The organism is Geodermatophilus sp. YIM 151500 (assembly GCF_025716945.1).
Classification (GTDB): domain Bacteria; phylum Actinomycetota; class Actinomycetes; order Mycobacteriales; family Geodermatophilaceae; genus YIM-151500.
Genome location: NZ_JAOVZT010000002.1, coordinates 42,365 through 61,899, shown reverse-complemented (window position 1 = coordinate 61,899; position 19,535 = coordinate 42,365). Strand labels below are relative to the sequence as shown.

Annotated in this window: 16 protein-coding genes; 3 read left to right on the top strand and 13 right to left on the bottom strand. The window is 74.7% G+C overall.

Annotated elements, in window-relative coordinates; all coding sequences use genetic code 11:
- Positions 1 to 39 precede the first annotated feature (39 nt).
- From OF117_RS03925 to OF117_RS03900, 6 genes are all read right to left on the bottom strand, one after another.
- Entirely contained in the window at positions 40 to 1,332 is a 1,293-nt protein-coding gene (locus tag OF117_RS03925; protein ID WP_263551499.1) for a thymidine phosphorylase, read from the bottom strand.
- Positions 1,333 to 1,335: 3 nt separating this feature from the next.
- Positions 1,336 to 1,770: a cytidine deaminase gene (locus tag OF117_RS03920; protein WP_263551498.1), complete on the bottom strand. Its 435-nt coding sequence runs from the start codon at positions 1,768 to 1,770 to the stop codon at positions 1,336 to 1,338.
- Positions 1,770 to 3,050: an ABC transporter permease gene (locus OF117_RS03915; RefSeq protein WP_263551497.1), complete on the bottom strand. Its 1,281-nt coding sequence runs from the start codon at positions 3,048 to 3,050 to the stop codon at positions 1,770 to 1,772. The genes OF117_RS03920 and OF117_RS03915 overlap by 1 nt, the downstream gene beginning before the upstream one ends.
- Positions 3,047 to 4,237, bottom strand: a complete 1,191-nt coding sequence (locus OF117_RS03910; RefSeq protein WP_263551496.1) for an ABC transporter permease — start codon at positions 4,235 to 4,237, stop codon at positions 3,047 to 3,049. Before OF117_RS03910 ends, OF117_RS03915 begins: the two co-directional genes overlap by 4 nt.
- On the bottom strand, positions 4,234 to 5,784 hold the full coding sequence (locus tag OF117_RS03905; protein WP_263551495.1) for an ABC transporter ATP-binding protein: 1,551 nt from the start codon (positions 5,782 to 5,784) through the stop codon (positions 4,234 to 4,236). Before OF117_RS03905 ends, OF117_RS03910 begins: the two co-directional genes overlap by 4 nt.
- A 279-nt stretch (positions 5,785 to 6,063) precedes the next feature.
- Positions 6,064 to 7,104, bottom strand: a complete 1,041-nt coding sequence (locus OF117_RS03900; RefSeq protein WP_263551494.1) for a BMP family protein — start codon at positions 7,102 to 7,104, stop codon at positions 6,064 to 6,066.
- Between the two features lie 357 nt (positions 7,105 to 7,461).
- Between OF117_RS03900 and OF117_RS03895 the strand changes: the two genes are divergently transcribed.
- Positions 7,462 to 8,856, top strand: a complete 1,395-nt coding sequence (locus tag OF117_RS03895; RefSeq protein WP_263551493.1) for a D-alanyl-D-alanine carboxypeptidase family protein — start codon at positions 7,462 to 7,464, stop codon at positions 8,854 to 8,856.
- Here the strand turns inward: OF117_RS03895 and OF117_RS03890 are convergent.
- From OF117_RS03890 to hisC, 4 genes are all read right to left on the bottom strand, one after another.
- Positions 8,825 to 10,000, bottom strand: a complete 1,176-nt coding sequence (locus tag OF117_RS03890; RefSeq protein WP_263551492.1) for a YihY/virulence factor BrkB family protein — start codon at positions 9,998 to 10,000, stop codon at positions 8,825 to 8,827. The genes OF117_RS03895 and OF117_RS03890 overlap by 32 nt on opposite strands.
- A gap of 64 nt (positions 10,001 to 10,064) precedes the next feature.
- Complete coding sequence (locus tag OF117_RS03885) at positions 10,065 to 10,643, bottom strand: 2'-5' RNA ligase family protein (protein WP_263551491.1); 579 nt, start codon at positions 10,641 to 10,643, stop codon at positions 10,065 to 10,067.
- Entirely contained in the window at positions 10,640 to 11,668 is a 1,029-nt protein-coding gene (gene trpS / locus OF117_RS03880) for a tryptophan--tRNA ligase (RefSeq protein WP_263551490.1), read from the bottom strand. The genes OF117_RS03885 and trpS overlap by 4 nt, the downstream gene beginning before the upstream one ends.
- Before the next feature lie 72 nt (positions 11,669 to 11,740).
- The gene (gene hisC / locus OF117_RS03875) at positions 11,741 to 12,865 is read right to left on the bottom strand and encodes a histidinol-phosphate transaminase (RefSeq protein ID WP_263551489.1); all 1,125 of its coding nucleotides are present in this window, start codon (positions 12,863 to 12,865) and stop codon (positions 11,741 to 11,743) included.
- Between the two features lie 131 nt (positions 12,866 to 12,996).
- On the opposite strand from hisC, the gene galE reads away from it, so the two are divergent.
- Positions 12,997 to 13,986 (top strand): UDP-glucose 4-epimerase GalE, encoded by a 990-nt coding sequence (gene galE / locus OF117_RS03870; protein ID WP_263551488.1) that lies wholly within the window; start codon positions 12,997 to 12,999, stop codon positions 13,984 to 13,986.
- Between the two features lie 22 nt (positions 13,987 to 14,008).
- Here galE and OF117_RS03865 read toward each other — a convergent pair whose 3' ends face one another.
- The gene (locus OF117_RS03865; RefSeq protein ID WP_263551487.1) at positions 14,009 to 15,340 is read right to left on the bottom strand and encodes a hemolysin family protein; all 1,332 of its coding nucleotides are present in this window, start codon (positions 15,338 to 15,340) and stop codon (positions 14,009 to 14,011) included.
- A gap of 354 nt (positions 15,341 to 15,694) precedes the next feature.
- Here OF117_RS03865 and OF117_RS03860 point away from each other — a divergent pair, with 354 nt between their 5' ends.
- The gene (locus OF117_RS03860; RefSeq protein WP_263551486.1) at positions 15,695 to 16,891 is read left to right on the top strand and encodes a CAP domain-containing protein; all 1,197 of its coding nucleotides are present in this window, start codon (positions 15,695 to 15,697) and stop codon (positions 16,889 to 16,891) included.
- Positions 16,892 to 17,264: 373 nt separating this feature from the next.
- On the opposite strand, the gene OF117_RS03855 is transcribed toward OF117_RS03860, so the two are convergent.
- Both OF117_RS03855 and mdh read right to left on the bottom strand, forming a co-directional pair.
- On the bottom strand, positions 17,265 to 18,479 hold the full coding sequence (locus OF117_RS03855) for an NADP-dependent isocitrate dehydrogenase (RefSeq protein WP_263551485.1): 1,215 nt from the start codon (positions 18,477 to 18,479) through the stop codon (positions 17,265 to 17,267).
- Between the two features lie 79 nt (positions 18,480 to 18,558).
- The gene (gene mdh, locus OF117_RS03850) at positions 18,559 to 19,512 is read right to left on the bottom strand and encodes a malate dehydrogenase (protein ID WP_263551484.1); all 954 of its coding nucleotides are present in this window, start codon (positions 19,510 to 19,512) and stop codon (positions 18,559 to 18,561) included.
- Positions 19,513 to 19,535: the final 23 nt, after the last annotated feature.

Genomic DNA, 19,535 nt, shown 5'->3' with positions numbered 1-19,535 from the left:
CACATGACATCGCGACCCTCCGGGCTCCGCTCGTCGGGCTCAGGACAGGTCATCCGCGGTGACGCGGTCGAGGACCAGGGGCAGCGGCTCGTCGGCGGTGTCGACTCCGACCGCGCCGTCCAGCGCCTCCAGCGCACGCGGGATCCGGGCCGCGTCGTCGGTGTGCAGCTCCAGGAGCCGCTGCCCGGCGGTGACCCGCTCCCCCACGCCGGCGGTCCACACCACCCCGGCGGCCGCGGAGACCGGGTCCTCCTTGCGCGCCCGCCCGGCGCCCAGCCGCCACGCGGCCACGCCCAGCGCGTACGCGTCGAGCCGGGTCAGCGTGCCGGTGGCCGGGGCGGTCACCACGTGCCGCTCGGTCGGCTGCGGCAGCCGCGCGTCGGGATCGCCGTCCTGGGCGGTGATCATCCGGCGCCACACGTCCATCGCCCGGCCGTCGGCCAGCGCGTCGGCGGGGTCGACGTCGGACCGCCCGGCACCGGCGAGCATCTCGCGGGCCAGCGCCAGGGTCAGCTCGACGACGTCGGCCGGGCCGCCGCCGGCGAGCACCTCGACCGACTCGGCCACCTCGACGGCGTTGCCGGCCGCCCGACCGAGCGGCCGGTCCATCGCGGTCACCAGCGCGACGGTGCGGACGCCGGCCGCCTCGCCGAGCCCGACCATCGTGCGCGCCAGCTCGCGGGAGGAGTCGGCGTCCTTCATGAACGCTCCCGAGCCGGTCTTCACGTCGAGCACCAGCGCGTCGGCGCCCTCGGCGATCTTCTTGCTCATGATCGAGCTGGCGATCAGCGGGATCGACTCGACCGTCCCCGTCACGTCGCGCAGCGCGTAGAGCAGCTTGTCGGCCGGCGCGAGATCGGCGCCGGCCGCGCAGATCACCGCGCCCACGTTGCGCAGCTGCCGGAGGTAGGCCTCCTCGTGCACGTCGGCCCGCCAGCCCGGGATCGACTCGAGCTTGTCGAGCGTGCCCCCGGTGTGCCCGAGCCCGCGCCCGGACAGCTGCGGGACGGCGACCCCGCACGCCGCCACCAGCGGCGCGAGCGGCAGCGTGGTCTTGTCGCCGACACCGCCGGTCGAGTGCTTGTCGGCGGTGGGCCGGCCGAGCGAGGAGAGGTCCTTGCGCTCCCCGGAGTCGATCATCGCCTGCGTCCAGGCGGCCAGCTCCCCGCCGCCCATGCCGCGGAAGAAGATCGCCATGAGCAGCGCGCTCATCTGCTCGTCGGGCACCCGCCCGGCGGTGTAGGCCCCGATCACCCAGCGGATCTGCTCCGGCGACAGCTCCCGGCCGTCCCGCTTGGTGCGGATGACGTCGATCGCGTCGAAGTCGGCCACGCGTCAGGCCTCCCGGGGGGGCAGCACGCCTGCCGCCGCCAGGTCGTCGGGGCCGAACGCGTCAGGCAGCACCTCGCGCAACGGCACGATGCCGAGCGACACGGTCTCCAGCAGCACGTCCGGCCCGCCGTGCTCCCACAGCAGCTGCCGGCACCGCCCGCAGGGCATCAACGGCCGCCCGTCGCCGCCGACGCAGGCGACCGCGACCAGCCGCCCGCCGCCGGTGCGGGCGAGGTCGCTGACCATGCCGCACTCGGCGCACAGGCCGAGCCCGTACGAGGCGTTCTCGACGTTGCACCCGGTGACCACCCGGCCGTCGTCCACCAACCCGGCGACCCCGACCGGGAACCGCGAGTACGGCGCGTAGGCGTGCGTCATCGCCTCGCGCGCCGCGGCGCGCAGCGCCTCCCAGTCCACCTGCGACCGGTCGACCGCCACTAGTGCTCACCCCGCCGGTACACCAGTCCGTCGGCCTTGGGCATCCGCAACCGCTGGGAGGCCAGCGACAGCACCAGCAGGGTGGTCAGGTGCGGGGTGAAGGAGACGATCCCCGGCGGCAGCTCCTCGACGACCGCCCACGCGACGAACGCCGCGACGGCCACGACGGCCGAGAGCGCCGCCCGCACCGGCCGACGCCGCACCGCCTGCCACACCGCGACGGCGAGCAGCAGCAGCGCCACCAGCAGCAGCAGCGCGACGACCGCGGTCCGGCTGCGCAGCTGCAGCGCGTCGGCGTAGCCGAACAGCCCGGCGCCGGCGGCCAGGCCGCCGGGCCGCCAGTTGCCGAAGATGAGCGCGGCCAGGCCGATGAACCCGCGGCCGTTGACCTGCCCCTCGCGGTAGATGTCGGCGATGAAGACGAGGAACACCCCACCGAGGCCGGCGAGCCCGCCGGAGATCATCACCGCGACGTACTTCAGCCGGTACACGGGGACGCCGAGGGAGTCGGCCGCCGCGGGGTTCTCGCCGCAGGAGCGCAGCCGCAGCCCGAAGGCGGTGCGCCAGAGCACCAGCCACGACACCGGGACCAGCAGCACCGCCAGCAGGGTCAGCACACCGAAGCCGCTGGTCAGCCCCTTGGCGATGCCCGCCAGGTCGCTCAGCAGGAACCACTGCTGGCGCTCCAGGGTGCCGAGCAGGTCCGGCCCGGACGACAGCACCGGCAGGGAGAACGACGGCGGGTCGCCCGCCACCGGGGGCGACTGGGTGACGCCGCCACCGGCCGGGTTGTCGGTGTAGAAGAGCTCGGACAGGAACCGGACGACGCCCGCGGCCAGGATGTTGATGGCCACGCCGGAGACGACGTGGTCGACGCCGAAGGTGACGGTGGCCACGGCGTGCAGCAGGCCGCCGAGCACGCCGAAGAGCAGCCCGCCGAGCACCGCGGCCGCCCAGCCCCACTGGTAGCCGGCCCAGCCGGCCCCCCAGGTGCCGAGGATCATCATGCCGTCGAGGCCGATGTTGACCACGCCGGCGCGTTCGGACCACAGCCCGCCCAGCGCGGCCAGCCCGATCGGCACGGCGAGCAGCAGGGCGGCCCGCAAGGTGGACGCCGAGGTCAGCGCCTCCTCGCCGCTGACGACGCGGACCAGCGAGAGCACGACCAGCGCGGCCAGCACCAGCCACATGACGCGGCGGGTCCGCCCCCCGCCGGTGAGCAGGTCGGTGAGCGGTCCGCGGCCGGTGCGCGGGGCGCGGGCCCCGGCGGTGGCGGTCACGCCTGGACCTCCCGCCGGGTGCTCGGCCGGCCCTCGGCCGAGGCATCGCCGGGCGGGCCGACGGCTCCGGTGCCGGGCTCGGGCGCCGACGACGGCTCCGCACCACCGCGCTCGGCGGAGCGCCGGGTGAGCCGGCGGGCGATCTCGTTGGCCACGACGACGGCCAGCACGATCGTGCCCTGGATGATCGTCACGACCGACGCGGGGAACTGCTGGATCTGCAGCGGCACCAGGGCCCGGTCGAGGAAGGCGAACAGCAGCGCGCCGAGCGCGATGCCGACCGGCTTGTTGCGTCCGAGCAGCGCCACGGCGATGCCGAGGAAGCCCAGGCCGGAGGTGAAGTCGGTGGTGTAGGCGCCGGTCTGGCCGAGCAGGTCGGGCAGACCGATCAGCCCGGCGACCGCCCCGGAGAGCAGCATCGCCTTCACCACCATGGCGCGGGCGTCGACGCCGCTGGCACTGGCCGCCGACGGCGACAGCCCGGTGGCCTTGAGGTCGAAGCCGAACCGGGTGCGGCCGAGCAGCACCGCCAGCGCCACGCCGACCAGGACGGCGATCGGCAGGAAGCCGTAGAGCTGCCGCGGCGGGTTGGCCAGCCCGATCGCGTCGAACAGGCCGTTCAGCCCGCCGAGCAGTCCGGACTCGGGGATCTCCGCGGTGCTGATGATCGACGCGCCCTCGGGGCTGCCGCGGAACGGACCGGTGAGCAGGAACGAGGCCAGCCCCAGGGCGACGAAGTTGAGCATGATCGAGCTGATCACCTCGCTCACGCCCCGGGTCACCTTCAGCACGGCGACGATCCCGGCCCAGAAGGCACCGACCGCCATGGCGACCACGACGATCAGCAGGACGTGCAGCGGGCCGGGCAGCGCGACGGCGGCGCCCGCGACCGCGGCCATGATCGTGGCCAGTCTGTACTGGCCCTCGACGCCGATGTTGAACAGGCCCATCCGGAACGCCACCGCGACGGCCAGTCCGGCCAGGAACAGCGGGATGGCCCGGTTGAGGACGACGACGATCGCGGTCACCTGCTGCGAGGGGGTGTCGCCGAGGTCGAGCATCACGGCGAACACCTGGAACGGGTCCACCCGCAGCGCGGCCATCACCGCCGTGGAGATCAGCAGGGCGACGACGACGGCCAGCACGGGGGCGAACAGCGCCAGACCCACCCGGCGGAGGAGGGTCATGCCGCACCCGCCGCGGTGTGCGCCCCGGTCATGTAGCCGCCCAGCTCCTCGGGGGTGAGCTCCTTGGGGTCGAGCGTGGCCACCAACCGGCCGCGCAGCATGACCTGCAGCGTGTCGGAGAGGCCGATCAGCTCGTCGAGGTCGGCGGAGACCAGCAGGATCCCCATGCCCTCGGCGCGGGCGTCCTTGAGCAGCTCCCAGATGGCGGCCTGCGCGCCGACGTCGACCCCTCGCGTGGGGTGCGCGGCCACGAGCAGGCGCGGCTTCGCGCTCATCTCCCGCCCGACGATCAGCTTCTGCTGGTTGCCGCCGGAGAGGGCGACGGCCAGCACGTCCGGCCCGGGCGCCCGGACGTCGTACTCGCGCATGATCCGCGCGGTGTCCGCCCGTGCCCCGCGGCGGTCGATGAACGGGCCGCGCACCGCCGGCGGGCGGGTCTGGTGCCCGAGGATGCGGTTCTCCCACAGCGGCGCGTCGAGCAGCATGCCCTGGCGGTGCCGGTCCTCGGGGATGAACCCGAGGCCGGACTCGCGGCGCTGCCGGGTGCCCCAGGCGGTGATGTCGTCCTCGCCGAGCAGCACCGTCCCCGCCGTCAGCGGCCGCAGCCCCATGATCGCGTCGACCAGCTCCGCCTGGCCGTTGCCCTCGACGCCGGCGATGCCGACGACCTCGCCCTCGCGGACGGTCAGCGAGACGTCGTCCACGGCCGGGCGGCCGGTGAGGGTCGGGACCGTGACCCCGGACAGCCGCAGCGCCGGCGTCTCGCGCACCGTCGATGTGCGCGTCTCCGGTGAGGGCAGTTCGGCGCCGACCATCATCTCGGCCAGCTCGCGGACCGTCGTCGTCCTGGGGTCGGCGGTGCCGACGGTCGTGCCGCGCCGGATGACCGTGATCGAGTCGGCGACGCGGCGGACCTCGTCGAGCTTGTGCGAGATGAAGATGACCGTCAGACCCTCGCGGGTCAGCTCGGCGAGGTTGCCGAACAGCTCGTCGACCTCCTGGGGCACCAGCACGGCGGTCGGCTCGTCGAGGATCAGGGTGGTCGCCCCGCGGTAGAGCACCTTGGCGATCTCGACCCGCTGCCGGGCTCCGACGCCGAGGTTCTCGACCAGCGCGTCGGGGTCGAGGTCGAGGTGGTAGCGGTCGGAGATGTCGCGGATGCGCCGGCGGGCCTCGGCCAGGTCCAGCCGGCCCCCGGACGTCGGCTCGCTGCCGAGGACGACGTTCTCGAGCACGGTGAAGTTGTCGGCGAGCATGAAGTGCTGGTGCACCATGCCGATACCGGCGGCGATGGCGTCGGCGGGGCTCTTGAAGTGCACTTCCCTGCCGTCGAGCAGGACGTGCCCCTCGTCGGGCCGGTGCATCCCGTAGAGGGTCTTCATCAACGTCGACTTGCCCGCCCCGTTCTCGCCCACGATGGCGTGCACCTCGCCGCGGGCCACCCGCAGCTCGATGTCCTTGTTGGCGACCACACCGGGGAAGCGCTTGGTGATCCCCCGCAGCTCGATCGCGTAGGGCGCGCCGTCGGGCGCTCCTCCTGCGGCCATGGGCCGGCCCTCTTCCTCGTCGTGCGACCGCGGATGGCGGCGCGTCGCTGGACCGGGGGCCCGGGGTCGGCCGGGACCCGGCGGCTGGTCGGTGCGGGTCCCGGAGGGAGCCGTGGCCGCATGATCCTCCACCGGGAGGAGCACCGGGAGGCCCGGTCCGGGCGAGCGGCGCACCGCCGTCCGCACCCCGGCGGCGCACCGCCGTCCGCACCCGGCGGCGCACCGCCGTCGCGGCGGGGACGCCGGTGCGGACCCGCGGGGCCCGCACCGGCGGAGGGGTCACGGGGTGGTCGGGACCTCGATCTCCCCGTCGATGATCTGCTGGCGGTACTGGTCGACCTGGTCCTGGATGTCGTCGATCTGCCCACCGGTGGTGGCCAGCCCGACGCCCTCGGTCTGCAGGTCGTTCACGACGTCCTCGCCGCCGGGGACGCTGCCGTCGACGTAGTTGCCGATGAAGCCCTGGACGGCGTTGTCGACGCGCTTGAGCATCGAGGTCATGATCACCGCCTGCAGCGCGGGATCGTCGACGGTCTGGTACTGGTCGGAGTCGACGCCGATCGCCCGGCCGTTGGAGGCCGCGGCGGCCTGGAAGACGCCGATGCCCGAACCGCCGGCCGCGTGGTACACGATGTCGGCCCCGCCGTCGTACATGCCCTGGGCGAGGATCTGGCCGCGGGCCGGGTCGTTGAAGCCGGAGAAGTCCCCGGCGGGCGAGATGTACTCGGTCAGCACCTGGATGGCCGGGTTGACCGCCTGCGCGCCGGCGACGTAACCCGCCTCGAACTTCGCGATGAGCGGCGTCTCGACCCCCCCGACGAACCCGATCGTGCCCGTCTCGGACTTCAGGGCCGCGGCGGCACCGGCGAGGAAGGACCCCTCCTCCTCGGCGAACAGCAGGCCGGTGAGGTTGTCCTGGCCCAGCTCGGCCACCGACGAGTCGACGATGGCGAACGTGGTGCCGGGGTACTGCCCGGCGACCTCGCCGATGACGTCGCCGTAGGCGAAGCCGACGGCGATGATCGGGTTGTACCCCTCGTCGGCCAGCTGGGTCAGCAGGTCGGCCCGGTTGGACGCGTCGGCGTTCGGGCTGAGGTCCTGGACGGTGCCGCCGAACTCGTCGACGGCCGCCTGCGCGCCGGCGTAGGCCGAGTCGTTGAAGGAGCGGTCGCCGCGGCCACCGGTGTCGTAGGCCAGACCGATCTGCAGCTCCTCGGCGGCCTCGCCGCCACCGCCGCCACCACCACCGCCGCCGCCGCCGGCGGGCTCGTCGCTGGCACAGGCCGCGAGGGCCATGCTGCCGGCCAGCAGCAGCGCCATGCCTCGGGCGCTGGCTCTCATCCTCCGCGCTCGGCGCAAGACGGTCTCCTCTCTGGGGGCCGCACCGGAGGGTGCCCGTCGCGGCCCGGTGGTCGGGGTCGTGCACCGCCGACCGGGCGCCCGCAGCGGGTCCGGCCTGCACGACGACGGCACGCTAACCGCGCCGCGCCACCGCGGTCGGCCGTCGGGGCAGATGGTGATGCGATCGTTGCGAACCCTCACCGCCCCGGGTGACGCCGCTCCTCCGCCCCCGGCCGGGCGCCGTCGGACGCGGCCCGGACCGGCGGGGACACCGCCCCCGGGCGTCGTGCCCGCACCGCCCACCGGCGTCCACCCGGCGCCCCCTACGGTCGGGACGTGCGACGACGCGGTCCGGCTCCGGCCCTGCTGCGCCCGCTGCTGTGCGTGCTCGTGTGCGCCCTGGCCTGCCTGGCGGGGCCCTGGGCAGGACCGGCCGAGGCCGGGCCGCACCTCCCCGCGGCCGACTCGCACCTACCGACGGTCGACGCGCGCCTCCCTCCGGTCGACCCGGCCGTACCGACGCCGACCGCGCCCTCCCCCGGCCCCCCGCCGCGGGGCACGGCGCCGGACGGCAGCACGGTCGGCGGCGACGCGCTCGGGACCCGCGGCACGGTCGTCGCCGACGGCACGCCCCCGCTGCCGGACGGGCTGGCCGCGGCGGGCTGGCTGGTCGCCGACGCCGGCAGCGGTGCGGTGCTCGCCGCCCGTGATCCGCACGGGCGCCACCCCCCGGCCAGCACCCTCAAGGCGCTGACCCTGCTGGCGCTCGTGCCCCGGCTGGACCCGGCCGCCGTCGTGGTCGGCACCCGGGAGGACGAGGCGGTCGAGGGCAGCCGGGTCGGCATGGTGGAGGGCGGGCAGTACCCGGTCGGCCTGCTCTTCCGCGCGCTGGTGATGCAGTCGGGCAACGACGCGGCCGGCGCGCTCGCGCGCGCCGCGGGCGGGACGGACGTGACGCTCGCCGCCATGGACGAGACGGCCCGCCGGCTGGGCGCCTTCGACACCGTGGCGCGCACGCCGTCCGGTCTCGACGCCGCCGGCCAGTCGTCCTCGCCCTACGACCTGGCGCTGATCTTCCGGGCGCTGCTCGACGACCCGGTGACCGCGGCACTGCTCGTCGAGCCGATCGCGCAGATGCCGGAGGTGCCCGGCCGCGGGCCGGGTTTCCAGATCCAGAACGAGAACCCGCTGCTCCGCTCCTACCCGGGCAACCTGGGCGGCAAGACCGGGTTCACCGACGCCGCGCGGCACACCTTCGTGACCGCCGCCGAGCGCGACGGGCGGCGCCTGGTGGTCAGCGTGATGGCCACCGAGCCGGTGCCGCTGCGCGCCAGCGACCAGGCGGCGCTGCTGCTCGACTGGGGCTTCGCCGTCCCGGCCGGGACGCCGGGCATCGGGCGTCTCGTCACCCCTGCCGACGTCCCGGCGCTCACCGAACCCCCACCGACCCCCGCGCCCCGCAGCGCGGCCGTCGCCGGGCGGGCCGGCGGATCACCCGGCGCGGCCGCCGGCACTCCGCCGGCGGCGGCCGCGGCTCCGGACTCCGGTTCCGCGCTGGTCCCGCTCGCCGCGGCGGCCGCGGCCGTCTCGATCGTCGCCGGCGGCGTGGTCATCGGCGCGCTGGCCGGCCGGCGCCGCACCCGGCGAGGCCGGGCGGGCGGCCGGGCGGGCGGCCGGGCGGACGGCGCAGCGGCCGGGTCTACCGGCCGCGACGCGGGAGCAGCCGGCTGAGCAGCAGGCCCAACGCGGTGCCCAGGCCGAGCAGCCCCGCGGCCACGCGGGACGGCGAGGGCGGCGGCGGGCCGGAGCCCGGCGCGGCCTCCGGGGCTGCGGACGGCGGTACGGCGGGCGGGGTCGCCGGCGCTCCGGGTGCCGGCGACGGGGTCCCGTCGGGCGCGGAGGGATCCGGTCCGGTGGGGTCCGGCGCGGCCGGGCCCGGTGAGGTGGTCCGGCCGCGCAGCCGCGGCAGGGTCGCGGTCCACGCTACGGTGAACAGGGCGTAGCGCGCCACCAGGTTGATCCAGATGAGGATGCCCACCGCGCCACCGAAGGTCGACGCGGTCACGTTCCGGGAGATCAGGGACAGGTAGAAGGTGCCCAGCACCTTGAGGATCTCGAAGCCGACGGCGCCGAACAGCGCTCCGGGCAGCAGAGCGCGCAGCCCGATGTCGGTGTGCGTGACCACCTTGAGCAGCCACAGGAAGATCACCGTGCCGCCGGCCAGGGCCAGCGTGATGCCGACGACCGTGGTGAGCACCGAGACGCCCGGCGCGTCCGCGAGGCCGAGCCAGCCGAGCACCCGCGAGGTCGCGGTGGTCGCACCGCCGGTGAGCCCGACGCTGAGCAGCCCGGCCAGGCCGAGGGCGGCGAAGGCGACCACGTCGCGCAGGTTGTCCTTGAAGAAGTCCGGCTCGACCGGGCGGCCGGTCCAAACCCGGCGGACGCCGATGCGCAGCTTGTCCATCGTGCGCAGGCCGGCGTAGGCCAGCCCGAGCAGCCCGAGCAGCCCGCTCACCGACGACGACGAGATCGCGGTGCGCACCTGCCGGACGAGGAACTCACCCGTCTCGCCGGGCACCGCCTCCCGGATGGCGGCGACGAGCTGGATCTGCAGGACGGCGTTGCCCGCGAGGACCAGGCCGATGATCGAGGCGGCCAGCAGGACGACCGGGAAGATGCTCAGGAACGCGAAGTAGGTGACGCCGGCGGCCATCAGGTCGCCCTGCATGCGCGTGTAGCGGCCGCCCGCCCGGGCGAGGTGGTCGAAGGCCGGCAGGCGGGCGCGCAGCGCGGTGACCACGCCCAGGACCCGCGCGACCGCCCGGGCGGCCCAGGGCTGCGTGCGCGCGGCCGGGTCGCTCGCCGGCGCGCTCATCCAGACCAGTGTGCGGGCCGGGCCGGGCGCCCGCAGCGCCGCTCGGGGCCTCCTGCCCCGGAGGTCACCCGCCCAGCGGGTGCCGGGGACCGGTCAGCGGGTACTCGCGGGCGATCACCCAGCTGCCGCCCGGGGCCTGCTCGAACTCGGTGAAGTGCTCGACGCGGAACTCCGCCGACATGTCGGCCAGGCCGCTGTAGGCCAGCTCCAGCATGTCGACCGGCACGTCGTGGGCCACCGTGACGTGCGGGTGGTACGGGAAGGCCAGCGAGCGGGCCAGCGGCCCGGACCGGACGTCGTTGGCGATCAGCTCGCAGTTGCCGATCCCCCGCGCCACCGCGACGAAGACGACGTCGGACACCGGCATGAACGTGCCGGTGCCGGCGAGGTGCATGTCGAACGGCGGGTGGGTGCGCGCCACCGCGGCCAGGTGCTCGGCGATCAGCGGCCGGTCGTCGACGGCCACCTCGGTGGGCGGCAGCAGCGTCACGTGCGGCGGCACCAGCGCGGCCTGCGGGTCGCCCACCTTCCTGCGCCAGTCGACCAGCAGCTGCGCCCACGGCTCGGGGATCGTCACGATGATGCCGAGCACCGCCGTCCGCGGCGCGGCCGGGCCGCGCGGGACGAACGTGTCGTCGTTCACGCCGGACGGCCCGTCGTCCCCGGCGCGAGGAAGCCGGCCCGCTCGTACACCGTCGCCACCGTCCCGCCGGCCACCTCGCGCGCCCACGCCGCGCCCGCGGCGAGGAGGCGCTCGAGCTCGGCGGTGTCGTCGAGCAGCTCCCGCGTGCGCTGCCGCACCGGCGTGACGAAGTCGGCGACCACTTCGGCGAGCTCCTTCTTCAGGTCGCCGTAGCCGCGGCCGGCGAAGTGTTCCTCGAGCTCGGCCACGGTGCGCCCGGACAGCGCGCTGTGGATGGTCAGCAGGTTGGTGACGCCCGGCTTGGCCTCCGGGTCGGCGACGACCTCCCGGCCGGTGTCGGTGACGGCCGAGCGGATCTTCTTCGCGGTGACCGCCGGGTCGTCGAGCAGGTCCACGCAGCCGGCCGGCGGCAGGCTCTTGCTCATCTTCTTGTCGGGCGACTGCAGGTCGAGGATCTTCGCCGTCCCCTGCACGATGTGCGCCTCGGGCAGGGTGAACGTGGCGCCGAACCGGTTGTTGAACCGGGTGGCCAGGTCGCGGGTGAGCTCGAGGTGCTGCCGCTGGTCCTCGCCCACGGGCACCCGGTCGGCCTGGTAGACCAGGATGTCGGCGGCCTGCAGCACCGGGTAGGTGAACAGCCCGACCGAGGAGCCGGCGGTGCCCTCCCGCTGGCTCTTGTCCTTGAACTGCGTCATCCGGCCGAGCTCGCCGAAGCGCGCGACGCACTCCAGCAGCCAGGACAGCTGCACGTGCTCGGGCACGTGGCTCTGCACGAACAGCGTGCTGCGCGCCGGGTCGACACCGAGCGCGAGCAGCTGGGCGGCCGAGACGAGGGTGCGCCGGCGCAGCACCTCGGGCTCCCAGTCGACGGTGATCGCGTGCAGGTCAACCACGCAGTAGAAGGCGTCGTGCCCGTCCTGCAGCGCCACCCACTGCCGCAGCGCCCCCAGGTAGTTGCCGAGGTGGAACGAGTCCGCCGTCGGCTGGATGCCCGAGAGGACGCGGGGAAGAGGCACGCCGGCCATCAAACCAGCCGCCGCCGCCCGCGCGCCCCGGAGTCCCCCGTCCGTGGCGGCCGCGTCGTCGCGCGTCCCACCTCAGGCCACGCGCGCACCGGCGCGGACGCCGTCCAGGGCGGCCAGGAAGGCGTCGTCCTCCTCGGGCGTGCCGACCGTGACCCGGATGCCCTCGCCGGCGAAGGGCCGGGTGATGACCGCCCGGGCCTCCAGCGCGGCGGCGAGCTCGGCGGTGGCCTCCCCCACCGGCAGCCAGACGAAGTTGGCCTGGCTGTCGGGGACGTCGATGCCGCGCTCGCGCAGCGCGGCGGTGAGCCGGTCGCGCTCGGCGACCACGGCCGCCACCCGCCGGCGCACCTCGTCACCGCTGCCGAGCGCGGCCACCGCCGCGGCCTGGGCGAGGGTGGAGACGCTGAACGGGACGTGCGTCTTGCGCACCGCCTCGGCGACCGCCGGGTCCTCGGCGACCAGGTAGCCCACCCGGAGCCCGGCGAGGCCGTAGGCCTTGGAGAAGGTGCGCAGCACGGCGACGTTCGGGCGCCCGCGCATCAGCTGCAGGCCGTCGGGGACGTCGGGGTCGGTGACGAACTCCCGGTAGGCCTCGTCGAGGACGACGAGCGCGGTCTCCGGGACGGCGTCGAGGAAGCGCTCCAGCTCGGCACGGCGCACCGCCGTCCCGGTGGGGTTGTTCGGGTTGCAGACGAAGACGACCCGCGTCGTCGCGTCAGCCGCCTCCGCCAGCGCGGCGAGGTCGTGCGTGTCGGCCGGGCCGCCCTCGCGGCCCGGGACCAGCGGCACCTGGACCGCCCGCGCACCGGCCACCCGGGCCAGCAGCGGGTACATCTCGAACGAGCGCCAGGCGAAGGCCATGCTCGTGCCCGGGTCGTTGTAGGCCTGCGCCAGCTGCTGGCACAGCATGACCGCGCCGCAACCGGCGACCACCTGCGCCGGGTCGACGCCGTAGTGGTCGGCCAGCGCCCCGGTGAGCACCACGGCGCCGTTGTCGGGGTAGCGGTTGGTCTCGCCGGCGGCCGTGGCCAGCGCCTGGACGACGGCGGGCAGCGGCGGGAAGGCCACCTCGTTGCTCGCCAGCTTGATCGCGCGGTCGACGCCGATCTCCCGCGCCAGGTCGGCGGGGTTGCGCCCGGGTCTGTACGCCGGGAGCGCGGCGACGGCCGGCCGCACGGGGGGTCGCTGCTGCGCCACGGTTCGGGCCTCCTGACCGGTCGGGCGCCACCTCGCCGGGCCCGGCCCGCGGGCCGGTCCACGGGGCCGGTTCACGGGCCGGTCCGCCGGGCCCGGCCCGCCGGCCGGCGCGGGATCCCTAGGGTGGCGCCATGCGCGTTCTCGTCGCCGGTGGTGCCGGCTACATCGGCAGCGTAGTCACGGCCGACCTGCTGGCCGCGGGCCACGAGGTCACCGTCCTCGACGATCTCTCCACCGGGCACGCCGATGCCGTGCCGGAGGGCGCCGCCCTCGCCCGGGTGGGGCTGCACGACTCGGCGCCGGTGCTGGCCGACGTCCGACCCGAGGTGGTGCTGCACTTCGCGGCCAAGAGCCTGGTCGGGGAGTCGCAGGAGCGCCCGGAGCTGTACTGGGAGACCAACGTGGGCGGCTCGCTCGCGCTGCTGGAGGCCATGCGGGCGGCCGGCTGCCGCCGCATCGTGTTCTCCTCGACCGCCGCCACCTACGGGGAGCCGGAGTCGGTGCCGATCCGCGAGGACGCGCCGACCCGCCCGACCAACACCTACGGCGCCACCAAGCTCGCCGTCGACACGATGCTCACCTCCTACGCGACCGCCCACGGCTTCGCCGCCGTGAGCCTGCGCTACTTCAACGTGGCCGGCGCGGCGCACGGCCTCGGAGAACGGCACACCACCGAGACCCACCTCATCCCGCTGGCGCTGCAGGTGGCGGCGGGCGAGCGGGAGTCCCTGACCATCTACGGCGACGACTACCCAACCGACGACGGCACCTGCGTCCGCGACTACATCCACGTCGCCGACCTGTCCGACGCGCACCTGCTGGCGCTGCCCGCCCCCGCCGAGGGCGAGCACCGCGTCTACAACCTGGGCAACGGCACCGGGTTCTCGGTGCAGCAGGTGGTCGACGCCGTCCGCGAGGTCACCGGGCACCCGGTGCCCGTGGAGCTCGGGAAGCGCCGGGCCGGTGACCCCGCGCAGCTGGTGGCCTCCAGCGACCGCATCCGCGCGGACCTGGGGTGGCAGCCCCGGCACACCGACCTGGCCGGCATCGTGCGCGACGCCTGGGAGTTGACGGACCCCGCTGCTCCCCGCGGCTCGCACGCCCGCGGCGGGCCCCGGTGAGGAGCCGCCAGCGCGCGGCGGGTCAGGCCTCGGTCCGCTCCGGTTCGGCCGCCTCGCTGCCGGGGTGGGAGTCGGGCGGGGGCTCGACGAGGAGGCGGGCGATGCGCCGTCCGTCCAGCTCCAGCACCCGCAGGGTGCGTCCCTCGACCTGCACGGAGTCGCCGACCTGCGGCAGCCGGCCGAGCACGGCGAGCACGTAGCCGGCGACGGTCTCGTAGGGGCCCTCGGCCAGCCGCAGCCCGGTGGCCTCGTAGAAGTCGTCGAGGTTGAGCAGGCCGTCGACCTCGCGCGGGCCGCCGGGCGGCTGCCGCGGTTCCTCGGCGACCGCGACGTCGTACTCGTCGTAGATCTCGCCGATGACCTCCTCGATCAGGTCCTCGAGGGTGACGATGCCGTCGGTGCCGCCGTACTCGTCGACGACGATCGCGAGGTGCTGGTTCTCCCGGCGCATCTGGCTGAGCACGGTGAGCACGGCCGCCGTTCCGGGCAGCCGCTTCACCTCCCGGGCGAGATCGCCGACGGTCGCAGCGCGCCCGGCCGGGTGGTTGGGGAGGAACAGGTCGCGCACGTGGACGAACCCGACGACGTCGTCCTGGTCGCGCCCGGCGACCGGGTAGCGCGACCAGTTGGAGTCGCCGACCAGCTTGGCCGCGCGGCTGGCGGTCATGGACGACTCGAGGAACACGACCTCGGTGCGCGGGGTCATCACCTCGCGCACCTCGCGATCCCCGGCGCGGAAGACCTCCCCGATGAGCCGGCGCTCGTCGCTGGACAGCGACTCGTGCGCGGCGACCAGGTCGCGCAACTCCTCCTGGCTGATCGCCTCACCGCTCACCCTCGGGTCGCCGCCCGCCAGCCGGACCATGAGGTCGGTCGACTTCGACAGCAGCCAGATGACCGGGCGGGACAGCTTGGCGATGGCGTTCAGCGGGGCGGCCACCAGCAGGGAGAAGCCCTCGGCGCGCTGCAGGGCCAGCCGCTTGGGCGTCAGCTCGCCGAGCACCAGCGACACGTAGCTGATCATGATAGTGACCAGGACGAACGCGCCCGGGTCGGCCAGCCCGGGACCCAGACCCAGGTCGACGAACCACGCCGCGAGCGGCTCGGACAAGGTGCTGGCACCGAAGGCCGCGGAGAAGAAGCCGGCGAGGGTGACCCCGACCTGGACGGCGGCGAGGAAGCGGTTCGGGTCGCTGAGCAGGCGCTGGACCGCCTTGCCCCGCCGCCCCCGGTCGGACAGCGCACGCACCTGCGACTCGCGCAGCGAGACGAGCGCGATCTCCGCCCCGGCGAAGACGCCGCCGATCAGGACGAAGACGACGACCATGACGATGTTGAGCCAGACGTCGCTCACCGGCGGCGCGCTCCTCGGGTCGGATGGACGGCGGACGGGCCGGGCGGCCCACGGCGACGCTGCCCGGGCACCGGCGGCCGGGGCGTCGCGGACAGTCTCCCCGAACCGACCGCCGGGATCCCCGGCCCGTCCCCGGCGGCGGGTGCGGCGGCGCGGGGCGCCGCACCCGATCGGCCCCGGCCGGCCCTCGGCAGCGGCACTCGGCGGGCCTCGATCACCCCCGTCGGCCCTCGGCAGCCGCGGTGCGGACTGCAGCCGGGCGCTCCGTGACGTCGCTCACACTGCACTGACGGTGACCGCTTGTGCACCGGTAGTCTCGGCCGCAACGTTCGCCCGGCTCCCGTGAGGTCCTCCGTGCACCACCGCCCCGCGGGTCTCCCGCTGTCCACCCGCCTGGCCGCCGCCCGGGACCGCTGGCTGCACCGGCTCCGCTCCGCGGTGGTCCACCGCCGCAGCGGTGCTCCTGCGGGCCGGCACGGCGGTCGCCGCGGAGCCGCGGCGACCGGCCGCCGGTCGACGGCGGACCGCCGGTTCGCGGCTTCTCGGGCGCTGCAGTTCCTGCTGGTCAGCGCGGCGGTCACGGTGACCGTGCTCGCCGTCCCGGTCGTGTCCGGGACCGATGCGCGGCAGACCCTCGCCAGCCTGCTCTCGCCGTCACCCGCGGTCGCCCCGACGGCGCCGGTGGAGGGACCGTCGTCGGGTGCGGCGGCGGGCGACCGGTCGGCGTGGTCGTCCTGGACAGCGCCCGGCGGCGACGCGGCACCGGACGCGGTCGCGACGCCCGGAGCCCCGTCCGACGGGACGCCGGCTGCGGCCGAGGGGACGTCCTCCGCCGCGGATGAGACGTCGGCGTCGGAGACCGCGCCGTCCGGGACCGCGCCGTCCGGGACCGCGCCGTCCGGGACCGCGCCGTCGGAGACCGAGCCGTCGGATGCCAGGCAGTCGGGGGGCGGGCGGTCCGCGTCGGGGACACCGCCGGCGGACGGGGCGCCGGTCGACGTGGACGCGCCGGCTGCGGCCCGCGCCGGGACGGCGTCGGCCGCGGACACGGCGCCGGCGCCCTCGTCCTCCACGGCCGCACCGGCGCGGTCGGCGACGCCGTCGCCCGTCGCCGGGGAACCGGCCGCGCCGTCCACCACCGCTCCGGCCGGCGGCGAGGATGCGGTGCTCGCCCCGGCGGACGCCGAGCGCGCGGTGCTCGCCCTGGTCAACGCCGAGCGGGCCGAGCAGGGCTGCGCACCGGTCGTGGCCGACGCCGGGCTGGCGGGGATCGCCCGCGCGCACAGCGCCGACATGCGGGACCGCGGCTTCTTCGACCACCGGGACCCCGACGGGCGATCGCCGTCCGACCGGGCCGCGCGTGCCGGCGTGCCAGGGGTGCAGGCCGAGAACATCGCGGTCGGCCCCGACGACGCGGCGACGGTGATGCGGGTCTGGCTCGACAGCCCGGACCACCGCGCCGCCATCCTCGACTGCGAGCTGGGGACGCTGGGCGTCGGCGTGGCGGACGGCCCCGGCGGCCCCTGGTGGACCCAGCTGTTCGCCGGCTGACCGAACCTCGGACGGGCTCCTACCGCGACGCCCCAGCACGTCCAGCGGCCCCGTTGCAGGGATATCGGGCTCTGAACAGGCCGCGCCCTGTTTCGCCGCAATGGGGGCCTGTGGACAACGGCATGGCCCGTCGCCGGACGCGGCAGGCTGCGGAGGTCAGCTCAGCCGCGACCGCCGCCGCCACGACGCGCTGACCAGGGCCGGCTGGACGGTCGTGTACATCACGGCCGCCCGGATGCGGGACCCCGACGCCGTGGTCGGACTCGTCCTGTCGGTCCTGCGCGGCGCAACTGCAGGGAAGTAGGGCACCGGACGGAGGATCCGGGCCCGACTTCCCTGCAGTCGGGCGCGCGTGAGGGGCAGAGCCGGACCGTCAGGCCATGGCCTTCTGCAGGTTGGTGTCGATCGCGGCCAGGAAGTCCTGGGTGTTCAGCCAGGACTGGTCGCGGGAGATGAGCAGGGCGAGGTCCTTGGTCATCCGGCCGCTCTCGACGGTGTCGATGCAGACCTTCTCCAGCGTCTCCGCGAAGCGGGTCACCTCGGGGGTTCCGTCGAGCTTGCCGCGGTGCGACAGCCCGCGGGTCCAGGCGAAGATCGACGCGATCGGGTTGGTCGACGTCGGGTTGCCCTTCTGGTGCTCGCGGAAGTGCCGGGTGACCGTGCCGTGCGCGGCCTCGGCCTCGACCGTCCGGCCGTCCGGGGTGGCCAGCACGGAGGTCATCAGGCCCAGCGAACCGAAGCCCTGCGCCACCGTGTCGGACTGCACGTCGCCGTCGTAGTTCTTCGCGGCCCAGACGTAGCCGCCCTCCCACTTCAGCGACGCGGCGACCATGTCGTCGATCAGCCGGTGCTCGTAGGTGAGGCCGGCGGCCTCGAACTTGTCCTTGAACTCGGTCTCGTAGACCTCGGCGAACAGATCCTTGAAGCGCCCGTCGTAGGCCTTGAGGATCGTGTTCTTCGTCGAGAGGTAGACCGGGTAGCCGCGGTCGAGCCCGTAGTTCATCGACGCGCGCGCGAAGTCGCGGATCGACTCGTCGAGGTTGTACATCGCCAGCGCGACGCCGGATCCGGGCGCCTGGAAGACCTCGTGCTCGATCGGCTGCGAGCCGTCGGACGGCGTGAAGGTCACCGTCAGGGTGCCTGCGCCCGGGAAGCGGAAGTCGGTCGCCCGGTACTGGTCACCGAACGCGTGGCGGCCGACGATGATCGGCTTGGTCCAGCCCGGCACCAGCCGCGGCACGTTCTTCATGATGATCGGCTCGCGGAAGATGACGCCGCCGAGGATGTTGCGGATCGTCCCGTTCGGCGACCGCCACATCTTCTTCAGGCCGAACTCCTCGACCCGGGCCTCGTCGGGCGTGATGGTGGCGCACTTGACGCCCACGCCGTGCTTCTTGATCGCGTTGGCGGCATCGACGGTCACCTGGTCGTCGGTGGCGTCGCGGTGCTCGATGCCCAGGTCGTAGTACTCGAGGTTGACGTCGAGGTACGGGAGGATCAGCTGGTCCTTGATGAACTGCCAGATGATCCGGGTCATCTCGTCGCCGTCGAGTTCGACGACGGTGCCCTCGACCTTGATCTTGCTCACGCGGTCTCCTATCAACTCCGTGGCCCCGTCCCGAGGCTCGCCCCGAGCCTGCGAGGGGTGAGGAGGACGGGGTCCTTCTTCACAGATCGGCGACGTCGGCCTGCTTGGCGCGCACGGCTTCGGCCGCCTCGCGCAGCCCGGTCAGCTCGTCGTCGGACAGATCGCCCTCGACGACCCGGCGCACGCCCTCCCGGCCGATCTCGGCCTCCACGCCGAGGTACACCCCGGAGATGCCGTACTCGCCGTCGACCCAGGCGCACACCGGCATGACGGCGCCGGAGTCCTCCATCACCGCGCGCGCCATCCGGGCGGCGGCCGCGGACGGCGCGTAGTACGCCGACCCCGTCTTGAGCAGCGCGACCACCTCGGCGCCGCCGTTGCGGGTGCGGTCGACGAGGTGCTCGATGCGGTCGGCGGCCAGCACGTCGGACAGCGGCTTGCCGTCCACCGTGCAGCGCGAGGGCACCGGCACCATCGTGTCGCCGTGCGAGCCCAGGGTGAGGGTCCGCACCGACGACACCGGGACGCCGAGCTCCTCGGCGACGTTGTTGGAGAAGCGGGCGGTGTCGAGCATCCCGGCCTGGCCCATGACCCGGTTCTTCGGGAACTGCGTGGCCAGCTGGGTCAGCGCGGTCATCTCGTCGAGCGGGTTGGAGACCACGATCACCACCGCGTCGGGCGAGCTGCGGGCGATGTTCTCCGACACCGACCGGACGATCTTCGCGTTGGTCTCGATCAGGTCCATCCGGCTCATCCCGGGCTTGCGCGGCAGACCGGCGGTGATGATCACCACGTCGGACCCCTCGGTGCCCTCGTAGGAGCCACCGCCGACGCCGACGACCTGGGTCTCGAAGCCCTCGATGGGCCGGGACTGGTTCATGTCCAGGGCGAGCCCCTCGGGCTTGCCCTCCACGATGTCGGTGAGCACGACCGTCTCGAAGATGTCGTACTCGGCGAGACGGAGCGCGGTGGTGGAGCCGTAGAAACCGGCGCCGACGACGGTTACCTTGCCCTGCCGGGCCTGCTCAGCCATGGCGACGAACCTAGCGCCGGTGG

Coding starts and splice junctions, on each gene's coding strand:
- OF117_RS03910 (WP_263551496.1), bottom strand. CDS start 4,237: ATGACCCTCCTCCGCCGGGTGGGTCTGGCGCTGTTCGCCCCCGTGCTG.
- OF117_RS03905 (WP_263551495.1), bottom strand. CDS start 5,784: ATGGCCGCAGGAGGAGCGCCCGACGGCGCGCCCTACGCGATCGAGCTG.
- OF117_RS03900 (WP_263551494.1), bottom strand. CDS start 7,104: ATGGCGCTGCTGCTGGCCGGCAGCATGGCCCTCGCGGCCTGTGCCAGC.
- OF117_RS03890 (WP_263551492.1), bottom strand. CDS start 10,000: ATGAGCGCGCCGGCGAGCGACCCGGCCGCGCGCACGCAGCCCTGGGCC.
- trpS (WP_263551490.1), bottom strand. CDS start 11,668: ATGGCCGGCGTGCCTCTTCCCCGCGTCCTCTCGGGCATCCAGCCGACG.
- galE (WP_263551488.1), top strand. CDS start 12,997: ATGCGCGTTCTCGTCGCCGGTGGTGCCGGCTACATCGGCAGCGTAGTC.
- mdh (WP_263551484.1), bottom strand. CDS start 19,512: ATGGCTGAGCAGGCCCGGCAGGGCAAGGTAACCGTCGTCGGCGCCGGT.